The organism is Enterobacter sp. 342, from assembly GCF_036663495.1.
Classification (GTDB): domain Bacteria; phylum Pseudomonadota; class Gammaproteobacteria; order Enterobacterales; family Enterobacteriaceae; genus Enterobacter.
Genome location: NZ_JAWUEI010000011.1, coordinates 49518 through 65708 on the forward strand (window position 1 = coordinate 49518; position 16191 = coordinate 65708).

The 16191-nt window shown below is 54.7% G+C and carries 17 protein-coding genes; 9 read left to right on the plus strand and 8 right to left on the minus strand.

Annotated features, from left to right (window positions below; all coding sequences use genetic code 11):
- Positions 1-3: 3 nt before the first annotated feature.
- The 7 genes from ispD to rpoS all read left to right on the plus strand — a co-directional run bounded on the left by ispD (position 4) and on the right by rpoS (position 5894).
- Complete coding sequence (gene ispD / locus V6E55_RS11170; protein ID WP_316942816.1) at positions 4-714, plus strand: 2-C-methyl-D-erythritol 4-phosphate cytidylyltransferase; 711 nt, start codon at positions 4-6, stop codon at positions 712-714.
- Positions 714-1193 (plus strand): 2-C-methyl-D-erythritol 2,4-cyclodiphosphate synthase, encoded by a 480-nt coding sequence (ispF, locus tag V6E55_RS11175; protein ID WP_114978621.1) that lies wholly within the window; start codon positions 714-716, stop codon positions 1191-1193. Before ispD ends, ispF begins: the two co-directional genes overlap by 1 nt.
- A complete protein-coding gene (gene truD / locus V6E55_RS11180) occupies positions 1190-2239 on the plus strand; it encodes a tRNA pseudouridine(13) synthase TruD (RefSeq protein ID WP_108091039.1) in 1050 nt (349 codons plus the stop codon). Before ispF ends, truD begins: the two co-directional genes overlap by 4 nt.
- Positions 2220-2981 carry a 5'/3'-nucleotidase SurE gene (surE, locus tag V6E55_RS11185; protein ID WP_028016860.1) on the plus strand — a complete coding sequence of 254 codons (762 nt, stop codon included), beginning with the start codon at positions 2220-2222 and terminating at the stop codon, positions 2979-2981. The genes truD and surE overlap by 20 nt, the downstream gene beginning before the upstream one ends.
- A complete protein-coding gene (locus tag V6E55_RS11190; RefSeq protein ID WP_023333224.1) occupies positions 2975-3601 on the plus strand; it encodes a protein-L-isoaspartate(D-aspartate) O-methyltransferase in 627 nt (208 codons plus the stop codon). The genes surE and V6E55_RS11190 overlap by 7 nt, the downstream gene beginning before the upstream one ends.
- 116 nt (positions 3602-3717) lie before the next feature.
- Complete coding sequence (gene nlpD, locus V6E55_RS11195; protein WP_129995082.1) at positions 3718-4842, plus strand: murein hydrolase activator NlpD; 1125 nt, start codon at positions 3718-3720, stop codon at positions 4840-4842.
- 59 nt (positions 4843-4901) lie between these two features.
- Positions 4902-5894: an RNA polymerase sigma factor RpoS gene (gene rpoS / locus V6E55_RS11200; protein WP_008499600.1), complete on the plus strand. Its 993-nt coding sequence runs from the start codon at positions 4902-4904 to the stop codon at positions 5892-5894.
- Positions 5895-5946: 52 nt separating this feature from the next.
- Here the strand turns inward: rpoS and V6E55_RS11205 are convergent, their stop codons facing one another.
- Together V6E55_RS11205 and V6E55_RS11210 are read right to left on the minus strand one after the other, a co-directional pair.
- Positions 5947-6324, minus strand: a complete 378-nt coding sequence (locus tag V6E55_RS11205) for a DUF4440 domain-containing protein (protein WP_316942817.1) — start codon at positions 6322-6324, stop codon at positions 5947-5949.
- Positions 6321-7529 (minus strand): MFS transporter, encoded by a 1209-nt coding sequence (locus V6E55_RS11210; protein WP_316942818.1) that lies wholly within the window; start codon positions 7527-7529, stop codon positions 6321-6323. The genes V6E55_RS11205 and V6E55_RS11210 overlap by 4 nt, the downstream gene beginning before the upstream one ends.
- A gap of 108 nt (positions 7530-7637) precedes the next feature.
- Here V6E55_RS11210 and V6E55_RS11215 point away from each other — a divergent pair, with 108 nt between their 5' ends.
- Complete coding sequence (locus V6E55_RS11215; protein WP_316942819.1) at positions 7638-8525, plus strand: LysR family transcriptional regulator; 888 nt, start codon at positions 7638-7640, stop codon at positions 8523-8525.
- 62 nt (positions 8526-8587) lie between these two features.
- Here V6E55_RS11215 and mutS read toward each other — a convergent pair whose 3' ends face one another.
- Both mutS and V6E55_RS11225 read right to left on the minus strand, forming a co-directional pair.
- Positions 8588-11149, minus strand: coding sequence for a DNA mismatch repair protein MutS (gene mutS / locus V6E55_RS11220; protein ID WP_114978627.1), 2562 nt, complete (start codon positions 11147-11149; stop codon positions 8588-8590).
- A 113-nt stretch (positions 11150-11262) separates the two neighbouring features.
- Positions 11263-11493, minus strand: coding sequence for a SymE family type I addiction module toxin (locus V6E55_RS11225; RefSeq protein ID WP_114978628.1), 231 nt, complete (start codon positions 11491-11493; stop codon positions 11263-11265).
- A gap of 175 nt (positions 11494-11668) precedes the next feature.
- Here V6E55_RS11225 and V6E55_RS11230 point away from each other — a divergent pair, with 175 nt between their 5' ends.
- On the plus strand, positions 11669-12013 hold the full coding sequence (locus V6E55_RS11230; RefSeq protein ID WP_114978629.1) for a nitrous oxide-stimulated promoter family protein: 345 nt from the start codon (positions 11669-11671) through the stop codon (positions 12011-12013).
- A 5-nt stretch (positions 12014-12018) separates the two neighbouring features.
- Here the strand turns inward: V6E55_RS11230 and V6E55_RS11235 are convergent, their stop codons facing one another.
- The 4 genes from V6E55_RS11235 to V6E55_RS11250 are packed head-to-tail and all read right to left on the minus strand — an operon-like array spanning position 12019 to position 16052.
- Positions 12019-13239 carry an MDR family MFS transporter gene (locus V6E55_RS11235; protein ID WP_316942820.1) on the minus strand — a complete coding sequence of 407 codons (1221 nt, stop codon included), beginning with the start codon at positions 13237-13239 and terminating at the stop codon, positions 12019-12021.
- Positions 13240-13255: 16 nt separating this feature from the next.
- The gene (locus V6E55_RS11240; protein ID WP_129995087.1) at positions 13256-14017 is read right to left on the minus strand and encodes an ABC transporter ATP-binding protein; all 762 of its coding nucleotides are present in this window, start codon (positions 14015-14017) and stop codon (positions 13256-13258) included.
- Entirely contained in the window at positions 14017-15054 is a 1038-nt protein-coding gene (locus V6E55_RS11245; RefSeq protein WP_316942821.1) for a FecCD family ABC transporter permease, read from the minus strand. The genes V6E55_RS11240 and V6E55_RS11245 overlap by 1 nt, the downstream gene beginning before the upstream one ends.
- Positions 15054-16052 carry an ABC transporter substrate-binding protein gene (locus tag V6E55_RS11250; protein WP_129995089.1) on the minus strand — a complete coding sequence of 333 codons (999 nt, stop codon included), beginning with the start codon at positions 16050-16052 and terminating at the stop codon, positions 15054-15056. Before V6E55_RS11250 ends, V6E55_RS11245 begins: the two co-directional genes overlap by 1 nt.
- Positions 16053-16191: the final 139 nt, after the last annotated feature.

Sequence of the window (16191 nt, forward strand, 5' to 3'; positions counted from 1 at the left end):
GACATGGCAGTAACTTTTTCGGACGTATGCGCCGTGGTGCCGGCCGCAGGTTTTGGCCGGCGCATGCAGACAGAATGTCCCAAGCAATACCTCTCAATTGGCGATAAAACGATCCTCGAACATGCTGTGGCCGCGCTGCTGGCGCATCCACGGGTGGCGCGGGTGATCATCGCTATCAGCCCGGGTGATGCGCGCTTCGCGCAGTTACCACTGGCCAATCATCCGCAGATTACCGTTGTCGATGGCGGTGCCGAGCGCGCCGATTCCGTGCTGGCGGGCATTCGGGCTGCCGGGGATGCCCGGTGGGTGCTGGTGCATGATGCCGCGCGTCCATGCCTGCATCAGGACGATCTCGCGCGCCTGCTGGCGTTGAGTGAAACCAGCCACACAGGTGGCATTTTGGCCGCACCGGTGCGTGACACCATGAAACGCGCTGAGCCGGGTAAACAGGCTATCGCTCACACCGTTGATCGCGTCGATTTATGGCACGCGCTGACGCCACAATTTTTCCCCCGCGAATTACTCCATGACTGCTTAACGCGTGCGCTTAAAGAAGGTGCGACCATCACGGACGAAGCCTCAGCGCTGGAGTATTGCGGTTTTCACCCTGAGCTTGTTGAAGGACGCGCTGATAATATAAAAGTGACGCGCCCTGAAGATTTACAGCTCGCGGAATTTTATCTTACCCGTTCGACCCATCAGGAGAAGGCATAATGCGAATTGGACACGGTTTTGATGTACACGCCTTTGGCGGAGAAGGCCCAATTATCATTGGCGGCGTACGTATTCCTTATGAAAAAGGGCTGCTGGCGCATTCTGATGGCGACGTGGCATTACATGCTTTAACCGATGCATTGCTCGGTGCTGCTGCGCTGGGTGACATCGGTAAACTCTTTCCTGACACGGATCCGGCCTTCAAAGGTGCGGATAGCCGTGCGTTGCTGCGCGAAGCCTGGCGTCGAATTCAGGCCAAAGGCTACACCCTGGGCAACGTCGATGTGACGATCATCGCTCAGGCACCAAAAATGTTGCCGCACATTCCTCAGATGCGCGTGTTTATTGCTGAAGATCTGGGTTGCCATATGGACGACGTGAATGTCAAAGCAACCACCACGGAGAAACTGGGCTTTACCGGTCGTGGCGAAGGGATCGCCTGTGAAGCCGTGGCACTGCTGGTGAAGGCGAACGCATGACAGACTTCGATAACCTGACATACCTCCACGGTAAACCGCAGGGGAACGGAGTGCTGAAAGCCAGCCCTGAAGACTTTCTCGTGGTCGAGGATCTGGGGTTCGCGCCCGATGGCGAAGGCGAGCATATCCTGGTGCGCATTCTGAAAAATGGCTGCAATACCCGCTTTGTGGCCGATGCGCTGGCAAAATTCCTCAAAATTCATGCTCGTGAAGTGAGCTTTGCCGGGCAGAAAGATAAACACGCAGTCACTGAACAGTGGCTCTGCGCACGCGTTCCCGGCAATACGATGCCTGATTTAAGCAAATTTGAGCTTGAAGGCTGTAAGGTACTGGAGTACGCCCGGCATAAACGCAAATTGCGTCTGGGTGCATTGAAAGGTAACGACTTTACGCTGGTGCTACGCGAAATCACAAACCGTGACGACGTCGAGAAGCGTTTGGCTGCTATCAACGCCCATGGCGTACCGAACTACTTTGGCGCCCAGCGCTTTGGTATTGGCGGCAGCAACCTGCAGGGCGCGTTACGCTGGGCACAGAGTGATGCGCCCGTCCGTGACAGGAATAAACGCAGTTTTTGGTTGTCTGCGGCGCGTAGTGCGTTGTTTAATCAGATTGTGAGCGAAAGGCTGAAAAAACCGGACGCGAATCAAGTTGTTGTTGGCGATGCGCTACAATTAGCGGGACGCGGAAGCTGGTTTGTGGCAACGGCCGAAGAAATGGCCGATGTTCAGTCGCGCGTGGATGCCAAAACGCTGATGATTACCGCCGCGTTGCCCGGTACGGGCGAGTGGGGAACGCAGGGCGATGCGCTGGCTGCGGAGCAGTCTGCCGTTGCGAATGCACAAGAATTACAATCATTGCTGGTGCGGGAAAAAGTCGAAGCAGCACGCCGTGCGATGCTGCTCTATCCGCAGCAGTTAAGCTGGAACTGGTGGGATGACGTAACCGTCGAGTTACGCTTCTGGCTGCCGGCAGGTAGCTTTGCCACCAGTGTGGTCAGGGAACTTATCAACACCTCGGGTGATTATGCGAATATTGCTGAGTAACGATGACGGGATCCACGCGCCGGGCATTCAGACCCTGGCGAAACACCTTCGCGAATTTGCGGATGTGCAGGTCGTGGCCCCCGATCGTAACCGCAGTGGAGCGTCTAACTCATTGACGCTGGAGTCATCGCTTCGCACTTTTACCTTTGAAAATGGCGATATTGCTGTGCAGATGGGCACGCCGACAGACTGCGTATTTCTGGGCGTGAACGCACTAATGCGCCCGCGCCCGGATATCGTCGTCTCCGGTATTAACGCCGGGCCAAATCTCGGCGATGACGTGATTTACTCCGGTACCGTGGCGGCCGCAATGGAAGGACGTCATCTGGGGTTCCCCGCACTGGCGGTCTCGTTAAACGGGCACACGCATTACGACACCGCAGCCGTGGTGACCTGTTCGATCCTGCGCGCGCTCAGCCGTGAGCCGCTGCGCACCGGACGCATCCTCAATATCAACGTGCCGGATCTCCCTCTGAATGAAATTAAAGGCATACGTGTCACGCGATGCGGAAGCCGACATCCGGCTGATCAGGTGATCCCGCAGCAGGATCCTCGCGGTAATACGCTTTACTGGATCGGTCCTCCCGGTGATAAGTGCGATGCGGGCCCAGATACCGACTTTGCCGCTGTAGATGAAGGATATGTTTCGGTTACCCCGTTGCACGTAGATTTAACCGCGTATAGCGCGCATGATGTGGTGTCGGGTTGGCTGGATCGCGCAGGAGTGAACGCGCAATGGTAAACAAACGTGTACAAACTCTTCTGGAACAACTACGCGCGCAGGGGATCCGCGACGAGCACGTGCTTGAAGCGCTTGCCCAGGTTCCGCGTGAGAAATTTGTAGACGAGGCGTTTGAACACAAAGCGTGGGAAAACGTGGCGCTGCCTATCGGGCAGGGCCAGACGATTTCGCAGCCCTACATGGTGGCGCGCATGACGGAACTTCTGGAGCTGACACCCGATTCCCGTGTGCTGGAAATTGGCACCGGCTCGGGGTATCAGACCGCCATCCTGGCGCATCTGGTTCATCATGTGTGCTCCGTTGAGCGTATTAAAGGTTTGCAGTGGCAGGCGCGTCGCCGCCTGAAACAACTTGATTTACATAATGTTTCGACACGACACGGTGATGGATGGCAGGGTTGGAAGGCTCGGGCCCCGTTCGACGCTATCATCGTGACGGCGGCCCCGCCTGAAATTCCGGCAGCCCTGTTGTCGCAGCTGGATGAGGGGGGCATTCTTGTTTTGCCTGTCGGGGACGAGCAGCAGCTTTTGAAGCGCGTTCGTCGTCGTGGCGGCGAGTTTATTATCGACACCGTGGAAGCCGTGCGCTTTGTGCCTCTGGTAAAGGGGGAGTTGGCCTGAGACTCGGAATTATCCAGGGTTATTAAGGCAAATTCAGCGTATGGTGTGGCGCGAAAGATTCGTGTCATCACGGTAAATTTTAAGTCACTGGTAGTTAACACATTCCTGGGGGATAAATGAGCGCGGGAAGCCCTAAATTCACCATCAGCCGTGTTGCGGCATTATCACTGGTTTCGCTCTGGCTGGCAGGCTGTACAAGTTCTAACAATGCGCCTGCGCCCGTCAGTTCCGTCGGCGGAAACAGCGGGTCGGGTAACACGTCCAGCGGAATGTTGATTACACCTCCGCCTAAAATGGGTACGACTTCGGCACAACAAACTCCGGCAATTCAGCCCGTTCAGCGTCCGATGACGCAGCCGACTCAGATTCAGCCAGTGGAACAGCCTGTTCAGACCCAAAATGGACGTATTGTCTATAACCGTCAGTATGGGAACATTCCGAAAGGCAGTTATACCGGTGGCAGCACCTATACCGTGAAGCGCGGCGATACGCTGTTCTACATTGCGTGGATCACCGGGAACGATTTCCGTGATCTCGCCCAGCGTAACAATGTTCAGGCACCTTATGGGCTGGAAGTGGGTCAAACGCTTCAGGTTGGCAACGCTACAGGCACACCACTCACGCCTGGTAACACCGTTTCTGCGGCCGATGTGACTGCACAAAATAACAGCGTTAAACCTGCGCAAAAATCCACCACAGTGGTTGCTTCACAACCTGTAATTACGTATTCTGAAGATTCAGGTGATCAGACTGCTAACAAAATGTTGCCGAATAATAAAGGGACTGCGACTGTTGTCACAGCACCGGTGACGGCACCTGTGATTAGCTCTACTGAACCGACTGCCAGCAGTATGACGTCCAGTTCGCCTATTTCTACATGGCGCTGGCCAACTGACGGTAAGGTTATCGAAAACTTCTCTTCCTCCGAAGGTGGAAATAAAGGGATCGATATCGCAGGGAGTAAGGGACAGGCTATCATCGCGACCGCAGATGGACGTGTTGTATATGCCGGTAACGCTCTGCGCGGTTACGGTAATCTTATTATCATCAAACATAACGATGATTACCTGAGTGCCTACGCCCATAACGACACAATGCTGGTCCGGGAACAACAAGAAGTTAAGGCGGGGCAAAAAATCGCTACCATGGGTAGCACCGGAACCAGTTCTACACGCTTGCATTTTGAAATTCGTTACAAGGGGAAATCCGTAAACCCGCTGCAGTACTTGCCGCAGCGATAATTTGACGGGGCATGCCAGCCAGGGTGTCTCGTTCAGGGATCACGGGTAGGAGCCACCTTATGAGTCAGAATACGCTGAAAGTTCATGATTTAAATGAAGACGCGGAATTTGATGAGAACGGAGTAGAGGCTTTTGACGAAAAAGCCTTAGTAGAAGAGGAACCCAGTGATAACGATTTGGCTGAAGAAGAGCTGTTATCGCAGGGTGCCACACAGCGTGTACTGGACGCGACTCAGCTTTACCTTGGGGAGATTGGTTACTCCCCACTGCTAACGGCCGAAGAAGAAGTCTATTTCGCACGTCGTGCTTTGCGTGGTGATGTTGCCTCGCGCCGTCGCATGATTGAAAGTAACTTGCGCCTGGTCGTGAAAATTGCCCGTCGTTACGGCAATCGTGGTCTGGCTCTGCTGGATCTGATTGAAGAGGGTAACTTAGGCCTCATCCGCGCAGTTGAGAAGTTTGACCCGGAACGCGGGTTCCGTTTCTCAACCTACGCGACCTGGTGGATTCGTCAGACCATCGAACGGGCTATTATGAACCAGACCCGTACGATCCGCCTGCCGATTCACATCGTCAAAGAGTTGAACGTTTATCTGCGCACCGCGCGTGAGTTGTCCCATAAACTGGACCACGAGCCAAGCGCAGAAGAAATTGCCGAACAACTCGACAAACCGGTTGATGACGTAAGCCGTATGCTGCGTCTCAACGAGCGCATTACCTCGGTTGACACCCCGCTGGGTGGCGATTCCGAAAAAGCGCTGCTGGACATCCTGGCCGATGAAAAAGACAACGGCCCGGAAGACACCACGCAGGACGATGACATGAAACAGAGCATCGTCAAATGGCTGTTCGAACTGAACGCCAAACAGCGTGAAGTGCTGGCGCGTCGTTTTGGTTTACTGGGGTATGAAGCTGCAACACTGGAAGACGTCGGCCGCGAAATTGGCCTGACCCGTGAACGTGTTCGTCAGATTCAGGTTGAAGGTCTGCGCCGCCTGCGTGAAATCCTGCAGGGGCAAGGTCTGAATATCGAAGCGCTGTTCCGCGAATAAGCAACCTTTCGTCAAAAAAGGCCCGTCGTGAGACGGGCCTTTTTCTTTTGTTCTATGGCTGTGCCGTTTCGTGCAGCAAACGCCATGAGATCAACTCACCTTCCAGATTAAGCAGGGCGGTTGACCAGCGCACGTTGACCGGGTGATCGGGGCGAGTTTGTGTTTCCCGGTAGTGAAGCACCGCACCGTGGCTCCACGCCTGTCGCGTTGTTAAGTCATCAATGACGATCTTCAGCCTGGGACGACTCCCGCGCTGTTTTTCCAGAAAACTGACAAGACCGTCATAGTCAATATGGGTACCCCCTGGCGGGATCATCAGAAAATCAGGCCGGAAACGGGCGAGTAGCGCGTCGACATCACCTTCGCCATTGCCTAACCAGCTTTCGAGCGCAATGTGGAGGTCGATAATCTCTTGTTCGAAAAGCGTCATGAATTCTCCTGTCGCAGTTGTGTTAGCACCTGCTTATTGTTAAGACGAAAAGCATACAGTACAGGCAATAAGGTGATGCCTGCGGCAAAAATAAACATCCCGTGCCACGCGGCGAGAGGTGTCAGATAAACCTGGGCCAGGTTTAGCATCTGTGCCAGTAGCAGGGCTCCGGCAAAAAAGCTCAACTGGCGATTAAGATTCCACAGGGCGCTGGCGTCCGGCATCTCTTCCCGACGGGTTGTCAAAAAAGCACTACTCTGCGCCGTGCTGCTGCAAAGACTTCCTCCTGCTCCCATCAAAATAAACGCAACAGTGGGTAACAGCGCTGTTGTGGCTGAGTTGACATTGAGCAGCAGCAAAATGCCCTGCGCCTGCAGCAGGCAACCCGTGACAATAAGTGGCCGGGGGCCGATGCGGTTAAAATAGCGGCCCGTCAAGGTGATTGCCATGAATGATGCCAGAGACCATGGAAGCATGAGCATTCCCGTTTCGGCAGGCGTCATGTTCGCTTCGTTCTGAAGATAAAACATACCCGTTACGTTAACCCCAATAAACATGCCGGGTACACATAAATAGACCAGCATGGAAAAACGCAGAAGCGGGTCCAACAGCAAAGGTAGATTTAACAGCCTGGTCGCTTTCATCGGTGGCATTTCGTGTTTCAGCCACAGACAAGCCAAAATAAACGTCACCACCGCAACAGGAAGGGTGGCAAAAAATATCCACCGCCAGCTTAACATCTGCACCAGAACTCCGCCGATAGCAGGTGAGCAAGCGGGAGCAAGCAACGCCACCAGCATGACCGCTGAAGAAAGTCTGGCACGCTCGTGGGGCTTAAACTGTTGCCAGGTCAGCGCCTGTCCGACGGGGATCAATAAGCCACCTCCCACTCCCTGCAGTACTCGCCAGGCAATCAGGCTTTCCAGTGAGGAAGACAAGCCTGCCGCAGCAGAGGTTGCACTGAACAGTAAAAGCGAGAGCAGTATGACGCGCTTTGGCCCGATGCGGCGTGTCAGTACGGTGCTAAAAGGGATCACCAGCGTCAGCCCGGCAATATACCCGTTACTGACCCAGGCAAGCGCTGAAGGCGTGGCGTTAAACGTGTGTGCTATTGCCGGAAAGGCGACACTGGCAATAAACATGTTGATCAAATCAAGAAAAAAGCCCAGCAGATAAACAACGGCGACTTTGCTGCGATACGTCATGGCGGTTCCTCCCGTGAGGTGGCGTATCGTAGCGGTCCGGGAGGTACGGATAAATGCGACAAAGCGAGATATACTGTCAAATATATTTTGACAGTAAAAAGAGTGACGATGATTAATTTACAGCGGACGGCAATGTTTGTAGCGGTAGCGGATACCGGCAGTTTCACTGCGGCAGCCGACGCGATGGGGCTGACAAAAGCTGTGGTTAGCTTCAATATCCGCCAGCTCGAAGCTGAACTGGGCGTCACCCTGTTGTTGCGTTCCACCCGACGTCTCACCTTAACCGAGGCAGGCGTGCTTTTTCATCAACGCAGCGTTGCGCTTCTGAAAGATGCAGAGCAATTGCAGGACGATGTGCGCGCGAATCATGGCGGGCTCACGGGGGAATTGCGGATCACGACAACACCGGAGTATGGCTCACGAGTCGTGGTTCCCTTGCTGGCCAGGTTTAGCCAGCAGCATCCTGATCTTCGCGTGCGACATGTTTCGTCGTCGCTGCATGCCGACCTAATTTCAGAACGCTTTGATGTCGCCATCCGGCTGGGAACGCTCGCCGATTCACGCTATCACGCTGCTGCGATCTCGCACTTCTCCATCCTGCCCGTCGCGACGCCTGAGTGGCTGGCGAAAAATCCGATCGAATCACTGGAACAACTGGCACACGCCAACTGGATCATTCACGAGCGCCTGGCCTCGCCGTTGCACTGGCAGGTAAAAGATGCCAGCGGTGCACCAGAGACGCTGGAAATTAAAAAAGCACCGCGTTTGTTTGCCGACAGTGCGCAGGCGCTAATGGCCTTTGCACTTGCAGGAAGTGGTGTGGCGTTACTGCCGGAGTGGCTGGTGCGGGAGGCACTGGATGCGGGAAATCTGGTATCTGTTTTACCGGGATACACCTTTGCGCGGCAGGGTATCTATGCGGTTTATCCTGATGCCCGGCACGTACCCGCAAAAGTGCGCAGCTTTATTGATTTTATGCGTTCCAGCGTGAATTAATCTTTGATAAGGATCCGTAGGCCCGGTAAGCGCAGCGCCACCGGGCATAGGACCGCAGAGAACTAAACCAGACTCTTCAGCCGATAAATCCACTCCAGTGCCTGACGCGGCGTCAGGGAATCCGGGTCGAGGTTTTCCAGGGCTTCTACTGCTGGCGACGTCTCTTCCGCGGGTGCTAACAGCGACATCTGTGTGCCATCAATCTGCGTTGCTGCCGCATTCGGTGAGAGGCTTTCCAGCTCACGCAGTTTCTGACGCGCGCGCTTGATCACCTCTTTTGGTACGCCAGCCAGGGCCGCGACGGCCAGGCCATAGCTCTTGCTCGCCGCACCATCCTGCACCGTGTGCATAAAGGCGATAGTGTCGCCGTGTTCCAGCGCATCAAGGTGGACGTTAGCAACCCCTTCCATTTTCTCCGGCAACTGTGTCAGTTCGAAATAGTGGGTTGCGAACAGGGTCATTGCCTTGATCTTATTCGCCAGACTTTCAGCACAGGCCCATGCCAGTGATAGACCATCATAGGTTGATGTTCCGCGTCCGACTTCGTCCATCAGCACCAGGCTGTGTTCGGTCGCGTTATGCAGAATGTTAGCCGTTTCGGTCATCTCGACCATGAAGGTTGAGCGGCCGCTAGCCAGATCGTCCGCTGCGCCCACGCGGGTAAAGATGCGGTCGATGGGGCCAATCTCCACGTTTTGCGCCGGGACGTAGCTGCCGATGTAGGCGAGCAGCGCGATCAGCGCTGTCTGGCGCATATAGGTACTCTTACCGCCCATGTTCGGACCGGTAATGATCAGCATCCTTCTCTGCGGTGACAGGTTCAGGGGGTTAGCGATGAAGGGTTCGTTAAGCACCTGCTCTACTACCGGGTGACGACCTTCGGTAATGCGAATGCCGGGTTTATCGCTAAAAGTCGGGCAGGTATAGTTCAGCGTTTCAGCGCGTTCCGCCAGGTTCACCAGAACATCCAGTTCCGCCAGCGCACTGGCGCTTAACTGCAGGTCGGCCAGGTGCGGCATCAGCATGTCAAACAGCTCGTCATAAAGCTGTTTTTCCAGAGCCAGCGCTTTACCTTTCGAGGTGAGAACTTTGTCCTCGTACTCTTTCAGTTCAGGAATAATGTAGCGTTCTGCATTTTTCAATGTCTGACGACGCACGTAGTGAATCGGTGCCAGGTGGCTCTGCCCGCGGCTGATCTGAATATAGTAACCGTGTACCGCGTTATAACCCACTTTCAGGGTGTCGAGCCCAAGGCGTTCGCGCTCGCGGATTTCCAGCTTATCAAGGTAGTCCGTTGCGCCGTCGGCCAGCGCACGCCATTCGTCCAGCTCTTCGTTATAGCCAGGAGCAATCACGCCGCCATCACGCACCAGAACCGGAGGCGCATCAATAATGGCTCGCTCCAGCAGCTCGCGAAGTTCGGTAAATTCGCCCATGGTTTCACGGAGTTTTTGAACAGGGGCGCTGTCTACGTCGCTTAACTGCGCACGCAGTTCCGGCAACTGCTGGAAAGCATGACGCATTCGAGCGAGATCGCGTGGGCGCGCTGTCCGCAGAGCCAGACGGGCCAGGATACGTTCCAGATCGCCCACCTGTCGCAGGACGGGCTGAAGTTCGGCATAACGATCCTGTAATGCGGCAATCGTCTGCTGACGGCAAACCAACGTATCCGTATTGCGGACAGGCATATGCAGCCAACGCTTTAGCATACGGCTGCCCATCGGCGTCACCGTACTGTCGAGGACCGACGCGAGCGTATTTTCTACGCCACCCGCCAGGTTCTGCGTGATCTCCAGGTTACGGCGCGTGGCGGCATCCATGATGATGCTGTCCTGCTGGCGTTCCATCGTGATAGAGCGGATATGCGGCAGGGCGGTGCGCTGGGTGTCTTTCACGTACTGCAGAAGACAACCTGCTGCGCACAGTCCGCGCGGGGCGTTTTCCACGCCAAAGCCAATCAGATCGCGGGTGCCAAACTGGAGATTCAGTTGCTGACGCGCGGTATCAATTTCGAACTCCCACAGCGGACGGCGGCGCAACCCACGACGACCTTCGATAAGCGCCATTTCGGCGAAATCCTCGGCATAGAGTAATTCTGCCGGGTTGGTGCGCTGCAATTCGGCAGCCATCGTTTCACGGTCAGCTGGTTCACTCAGACGAAAACGTCCGGAGCTGATGTCGAGCGTCGCGTAGCCAAACCCTTTGCTGTCCTGCCAGAGTGCCGCCAGCAGGTTATCCTGACGCTCCTGAAGCAGGGCTTCATCACTGATGGTACCTGGCGTGACGATGCGCACGACTTTGCGCTCAACCGGACCTTTCGAGGTCGCCGGGTCGCCGATCTGTTCGCAGATGGCGACGGACTCGCCCTGATTCACCAGTTTCGCCAGGTAGTTTTCTACCGCGTGATGCGGGATACCTGCCATTGGGATTGGCTCACCTGCCGAGGCGCCACGTTTGGTCAGCGAGATATCGAGCAACTGCGACGCACGTTTAGCATCGTCATAAAATAGCTCGTAAAAATCGCCCATGCGGTAAAACAGCAGGATTTCCGGATGCTGTGCCTTCAGCTTCAGATACTGCTGCATCATCGGCGTATGTGCGTCGAAATTGTCGATTGTGCTCATGGAGTTATGATGTCCATTTCTTTGAAAATAAACCGTTTTGATCGGCTCAGTGGCCGTTTGTTCCTTCTATTGTCGCATGAAAAAAAGGTACGGCGCAGAAAAATGTCGTGGCTTTACGAGGCGCCTTCCGGCATTAACTCAATGACAATTTTTCCATGCTCTACGCCCACTCTGACCTGGGAATTGGTGGTAAACCCTGCCTGTTCAAGCCAGTCACCTTTTAAGCTCAGCGCCGCATGCACGCTGTAACGCTTTGGTATCTTGGTCTTACGGTCTTCATGACGCTTTCTGAAATACCCCACTTTCAAATGGCGGTAGGGTTTGGTTATCACGATCTCTTGCATAGGCCCCCCTGGCAGTACGGACAATAGTCATTTCTGATGCCTGTATAAAATACCAGTGATTTTCGTGAGGTGCAGGCTTAATACTGGAATCAGGCTTCAGAAAACGGAATGCAACAACTGAAATTTGGCGTTTAAAAATGTATTATTAATGCACTTTATTGCTGAGTAAGTCGTTATGTCTGGTAAACGCATATCACGAGAAAAAGAGACAATCGCGAAAATGATCGCGTTGTATGAAAAGCAGTGTCCACAGGCTTCTCAGGAAGAGGGGTATTATCAGGCGCTTAAGGCTTATGCCGATAAACGCCTGGATAAGTGCGTGTTTGGTGAAGAAAAACCCGCCTGCAAACAGTGTCCGGTGCACTGCTACCAGCCTGCCAGACGTGAAGAGATGAAGCAGGTCATGCGCTGGGCAGGTCCGCGCATGTTATGGCGTCACCCCATTCTGACCATCCGTCATCTGATGGATGACCGTCGTCCCGTGCCGGAACTGCCCGAGAAGTATCGCCCGAAAAAGTGACCGGTTTAGCTTCTCAGCGGGCGGCAAATCACGTGCAGGGCTAATGCGCTACAGAGCGGGAAGATGGCCAGCAACAGCCAGGGGTAAATCGCCTGGGTTGAGGGGACTAAGGCGCGATCCAGCAGGCTACCAAACAATAAATTTCCTACCAGTACCGCGACGCCCCCGGCAGTGGAGAGAGCACCGTAGTGTGCCCCCAGTGTTGATTCCCCGGCGAACCGCGGAATGAGATCTTTTGCCGATGGCACCAGCAGCATTTGTCCCAGCGTCAGCAACGTGACAAAAGAGACCGATGGCAGAAGTCGCAGCCAACCTTCGGGCGGTTCTGTTGCCGCAAACATCGCCACGCTCGCAAAGGCGGCAGAAAGCAGCACAAATCCCACCGGCAGAATTCTCACCGCGCCCACGCGACGGGCGAAACGCGCCAGCGGTAGCTGTAAGGTAATAATCAGAATGGAGGCCAGCATAAAAAGTGGGCCGAGATCTTTCTCGTTACCACCAGAACGCTGGATCTCTACCGGCAGCGCCAGATAAAGCTGGTTATAGCTTAACAGCCACGAGCTGTAGGCAATGATAAAGGCGACAAAGCGTGGCTGGCGGAACGTTGTCCACCAGGGCTGTATGTTTAGCGTCTGTGAACGGTGATGTGAAGCTGGAAGGCAGAAGTAGAGCACCACTAGCGCAATGATAAAGACCCCCGCACCCGCCAGCGCTACCTGGCGGAAGCCAAGCCCTGTCAGCAGAGCTCCCGCAACCGGGCCCAGCACTGCACCGAGCTCACCACAGACAGCAAAGAGAGCAAACCATTCCGCCCGGCTACGTTTTCCTTTCGCCTCGCTGTGGGTACCCGCTTTCGCCAGCAGAGCCTCAATGGAGGGGGAGAATAATGCTCCGCCGATGCCGGTCAGACATGCGCCGAGAATAATGGGCCACAGAGATTGACCGAAGGCCAGCAGCAAATAACCCGCTACGCGGATAATGCACCCGCTCAGGATGACGATTTTCGCGCCAAACCGGTCCGAGAGAGCACCACCGACGATAAACATTCCCTGCTGTGAAAAGGTTCGCAGGCCCAGAATCAGTCCGATAAGCCCGCCGGAGAGCAGCATATCGTCGCGCAGGAATATCGCCAGGAAGGGGACAACGGCATAAAAACCAATATTAAAAACAAACTGGCTACCCAGTAAAACGGGTGGCCAGAGTGTGGTGGCAGGACGAAGGGACATCGTTGTTCACTCGCCCCTAAACGATAAAATGAATATGCTTTTTGCCATGGAACGGCGAGATCTCAATTTTGGTTTTTACCCGGAAGACGTCCCAGAGCAGCTCCTCGGTTAAGATCTCCTGCGGGGTTCCCGTGGTCACGATTTGCCCTTTCTGCATTACAATCAGCGAATCACAGAACATCGAAGCATGATTGAGATCGTGGATAGCGACAATACTGGTGACAGGCAGCTCACTGATCAAATGCATTAACTGCATCTGATGGTGAATGTCCAGGTGGTTGGTCGGTTCATCCAGCAGGATTTCAGTGGGAGTCTGGGCCAGCGCACGGGCAATGTGCACCCGCTGGCGTTCACCGCCAGACAGGCTCAGCCAGCCCTGGTCGCTTTTATCCTGCATGTCCACTCTTTGCAGGGCAGCGGTGACGGTCTCGTCATCGTGCATGCTCCAGTTTGAAAAAGGGGAGTGGTGCGGAATACGACCGAGTTTTACCACGTCACGTACGCGCATATTCGCTTCGGTCATCCCGTGTTGCTCAACGAAGGCGACCCGGCGGGCGAGTTGCTTTTTGGCTATCCGGGAAATATCTTGCCCGTCCAGAGTTACGCTGCCGATGTCCGGGCGACGAAGACCCGCGAGGATACGCAAAAGCGAGGATTTACCGCAGCCATTTGGTCCAAGCAGCCCGACGGTTTCACCCCGGGAGACCTTCAGAGAGACGTCATTAACGATGACTTTTTTGCCTACCTTCCAGGTAATATTTTCAGCGCAGATGCTCATCACTTATTCCTTGAGCGGTAGATAATCACGGCAAAGAAAGGTACACCCACCAGCGCGGTCACCACGCCTACGGGCAGACTTTGTGGGGCAATCAGCATGCGTGAGGCGATATCTGCCAGCACCATCAGGATCGCCCCTGCCAGCGCGCTGGCAATCAGCAATGTGCGGTGCAGCGGCCCAAACAGGAAACGCATCACATGCGGTACCACCAGCCCTACAAAGCCGATGGAGCCCGCCATGCTGACGATTGTGGCAGTAATCAGCGCGGTAGTGGTAAAGAGTGCCAGGCGCACCCAGGGGACGGCAATGCCCAGGGACGCGGCGGCATCATCACCGAAAGTAAAGGCATCCAGCGCCCGGGAATAGTAGAGGCAAACGGCTAACCCAATCAGTACCACAACCAGCACCAGCTGGAATTCAGGCCAGCGGACACCGCTGAAACTGCCCAACAGCCAGAACATAACATCACGCGCTTGCTGGGCACTGGCTGAGGTGCTGATGGTGTAGGCGGTAATGGCGTTGAACAGCTGAGAGGCGGCTACCCCTGCCAGAATGGTACGTTCATTGCCGCCACGCGCACCGTTCGTCAGGAAGGCGACGAAGGCAAAGGCGGCGAACGCTCCGGCAAACGCCCCCGCAGAGAGCGACACCGCACCGGTGCCGATGCCCAATACCACGACGGAAACTGCCCCGGTGGATGCACCCGCAGACACGCCCAGCACGTAAGGTTCCGCCAGTGCGTTCTTCAGCAGGCTTTGTAATACGGCGCCGCAGATGGCTAACCCGGCGCCACAGCAGGCAGCCACCAGTGCGCGGCTCAGGCGAAAGTCCCAGATAACACTCTCATAGATGCGATTGAGCGGAACCTCGGTGAACCCCATTTTATTGCTGATAGCATAAAAGACATTTTGCAGTGGGATAGACAGCTCGCCGATGCTGACGCCAAGCGCGATGACCAGAAATAACAGCACAAACGCGAGCAAACATGACATTGTCAGAAACAGGCCCTGTCGGGCCTGAAGAACAGCGACGGTCATCAGTTCAGCCCCAGCTTTCTGAGCTGTTCTCCGACCTGCTCAGCCCCGTAAATCGTGCGAATCGTTGGGTTCATTGCCTGCCCGTCCATCACCACGATATGGCCTTTTTTCACCGCATCCAGCTGGCTGACCGCCGGATCGCTTTTCAGGAATTTGATTTTTTCTTCCGCGTTATCCAGTGCCCAGCGGTTGCGGTCCAGGCTGGAGACGACGATCACATCCGGATTAGCGGCAATAATGCTTTCCCAGCCCACGGTCGGCCATTCGGTCTCAGAGGTGATAGCGTTATGCCCGCCCAGCACATTGGCGATAAACCCGGAGGCGCTGTTTTTACCACCGACATAAGCGTCAGCAGAAGGGGATGAGCTGGAGAACCAGAAGACAAACGAGAGGTCTTTTTTATTTTTGCCGAATTCGTTACGCAGGTCAGCCTCACGTTTTTTGAAATCAGCAATCACGGCCTGACCACGGTCTTCAACATTGAAAATTTTGGCCAAATCATCAATTTCTTTATAGAGATATGTCATATCCCACAGTTTTTGACGGCTGCCGTACATATCTCCCGCAGCTTTTTTCGTGGCGCACATACCCGGTGACAAATAGCTGTTCACGCCGACGGTAGCCAGATCTTCGCGTTTCGCGACCTTGCTTTCAGGGCCCAGCAACAGCGGGAGCTGCGCAGGGACAAAATCAGGGTTTTGCGAAAGGATCGATTCAAGGGTGGGAATTTCTACCGTCAGGGTTTTGATTTTTGCATTTTGAGCAGCCAGTTGCGGCAACACTTTGGTCGGCCAGAAGGCGCTGGCCTTCACTTTATCTTCCAGACCCAGCAGGAGCAAAATTTCGACGGTGTTCTGACCGAGGGCCACGACGCGTTCCGGTGCCTGGGTGAACGTCTCTTTATAGCCACAGTTTTCAATTGTCAGAGGATACGTGGTTGCCAGAGCAGAACTGACCGACGCAATCGTCAGGCCTAACGCGCAGAAGATCTTTTTCATGAAATGCTACCCATCATTAATATTATTTTTTGATGCAAATGAAACTCATTATTAAGGCGGAATTTTATACAGAGGAAACGATTTTGTGTCAATGAGGGACAATTGCGCAGGGTAATAAAAGGCGGTGTCAGGAAAACAC

Coding starts and splice junctions, on each gene's coding strand:
- truD (WP_108091039.1), top strand. CDS start 1,190: ATGACAGACTTCGATAACCTGACATACCTCCACGGTAAACCGCAGGGG.
- V6E55_RS11240 (WP_129995087.1), bottom strand. CDS start 14,017: ATGAGCATCTGCGCTGAAAATATTACCTGGAAGGTAGGCAAAAAAGTC.
- V6E55_RS11245 (WP_316942821.1), bottom strand. CDS start 15,054: ATGACCGTCGCTGTTCTTCAGGCCCGACAGGGCCTGTTTCTGACAATG.
- ispF (WP_114978621.1), top strand. CDS start 714: ATGCGAATTGGACACGGTTTTGATGTACACGCCTTTGGCGGAGAAGGC.
- V6E55_RS11205 (WP_316942817.1), bottom strand. CDS start 6,324: ATGACGCTTTTCGAACAAGAGATTATCGACCTCCACATTGCGCTCGAA.
- surE (WP_028016860.1), top strand. CDS start 2,220: ATGCGAATATTGCTGAGTAACGATGACGGGATCCACGCGCCGGGCATT.
- nlpD (WP_129995082.1), top strand. CDS start 3,718: ATGAGCGCGGGAAGCCCTAAATTCACCATCAGCCGTGTTGCGGCATTA.
- V6E55_RS11250 (WP_129995089.1), bottom strand. CDS start 16,052: ATGAAAAAGATCTTCTGCGCGTTAGGCCTGACGATTGCGTCGGTCAGT.
- V6E55_RS11230 (WP_114978629.1), top strand. CDS start 11,669: ATGTCTGGTAAACGCATATCACGAGAAAAAGAGACAATCGCGAAAATG.
- mutS (WP_114978627.1), bottom strand. CDS start 11,149: ATGAGCACAATCGACAATTTCGACGCACATACGCCGATGATGCAGCAG.
- ispD (WP_316942816.1), top strand. CDS start 4: ATGGCAGTAACTTTTTCGGACGTATGCGCCGTGGTGCCGGCCGCAGGT.
- rpoS (WP_008499600.1), top strand. CDS start 4,902: ATGAGTCAGAATACGCTGAAAGTTCATGATTTAAATGAAGACGCGGAA.
- V6E55_RS11190 (WP_023333224.1), top strand. CDS start 2,975: ATGGTAAACAAACGTGTACAAACTCTTCTGGAACAACTACGCGCGCAG.
- V6E55_RS11210 (WP_316942818.1), bottom strand. CDS start 7,529: ATGACGTATCGCAGCAAAGTCGCCGTTGTTTATCTGCTGGGCTTTTTT.
- V6E55_RS11235 (WP_316942820.1), bottom strand. CDS start 13,239: ATGTCCCTTCGTCCTGCCACCACACTCTGGCCACCCGTTTTACTGGGT.
- V6E55_RS11225 (WP_114978628.1), bottom strand. CDS start 11,493: ATGCAAGAGATCGTGATAACCAAACCCTACCGCCATTTGAAAGTGGGG.
- V6E55_RS11215 (WP_316942819.1), top strand. CDS start 7,638: ATGATTAATTTACAGCGGACGGCAATGTTTGTAGCGGTAGCGGATACC.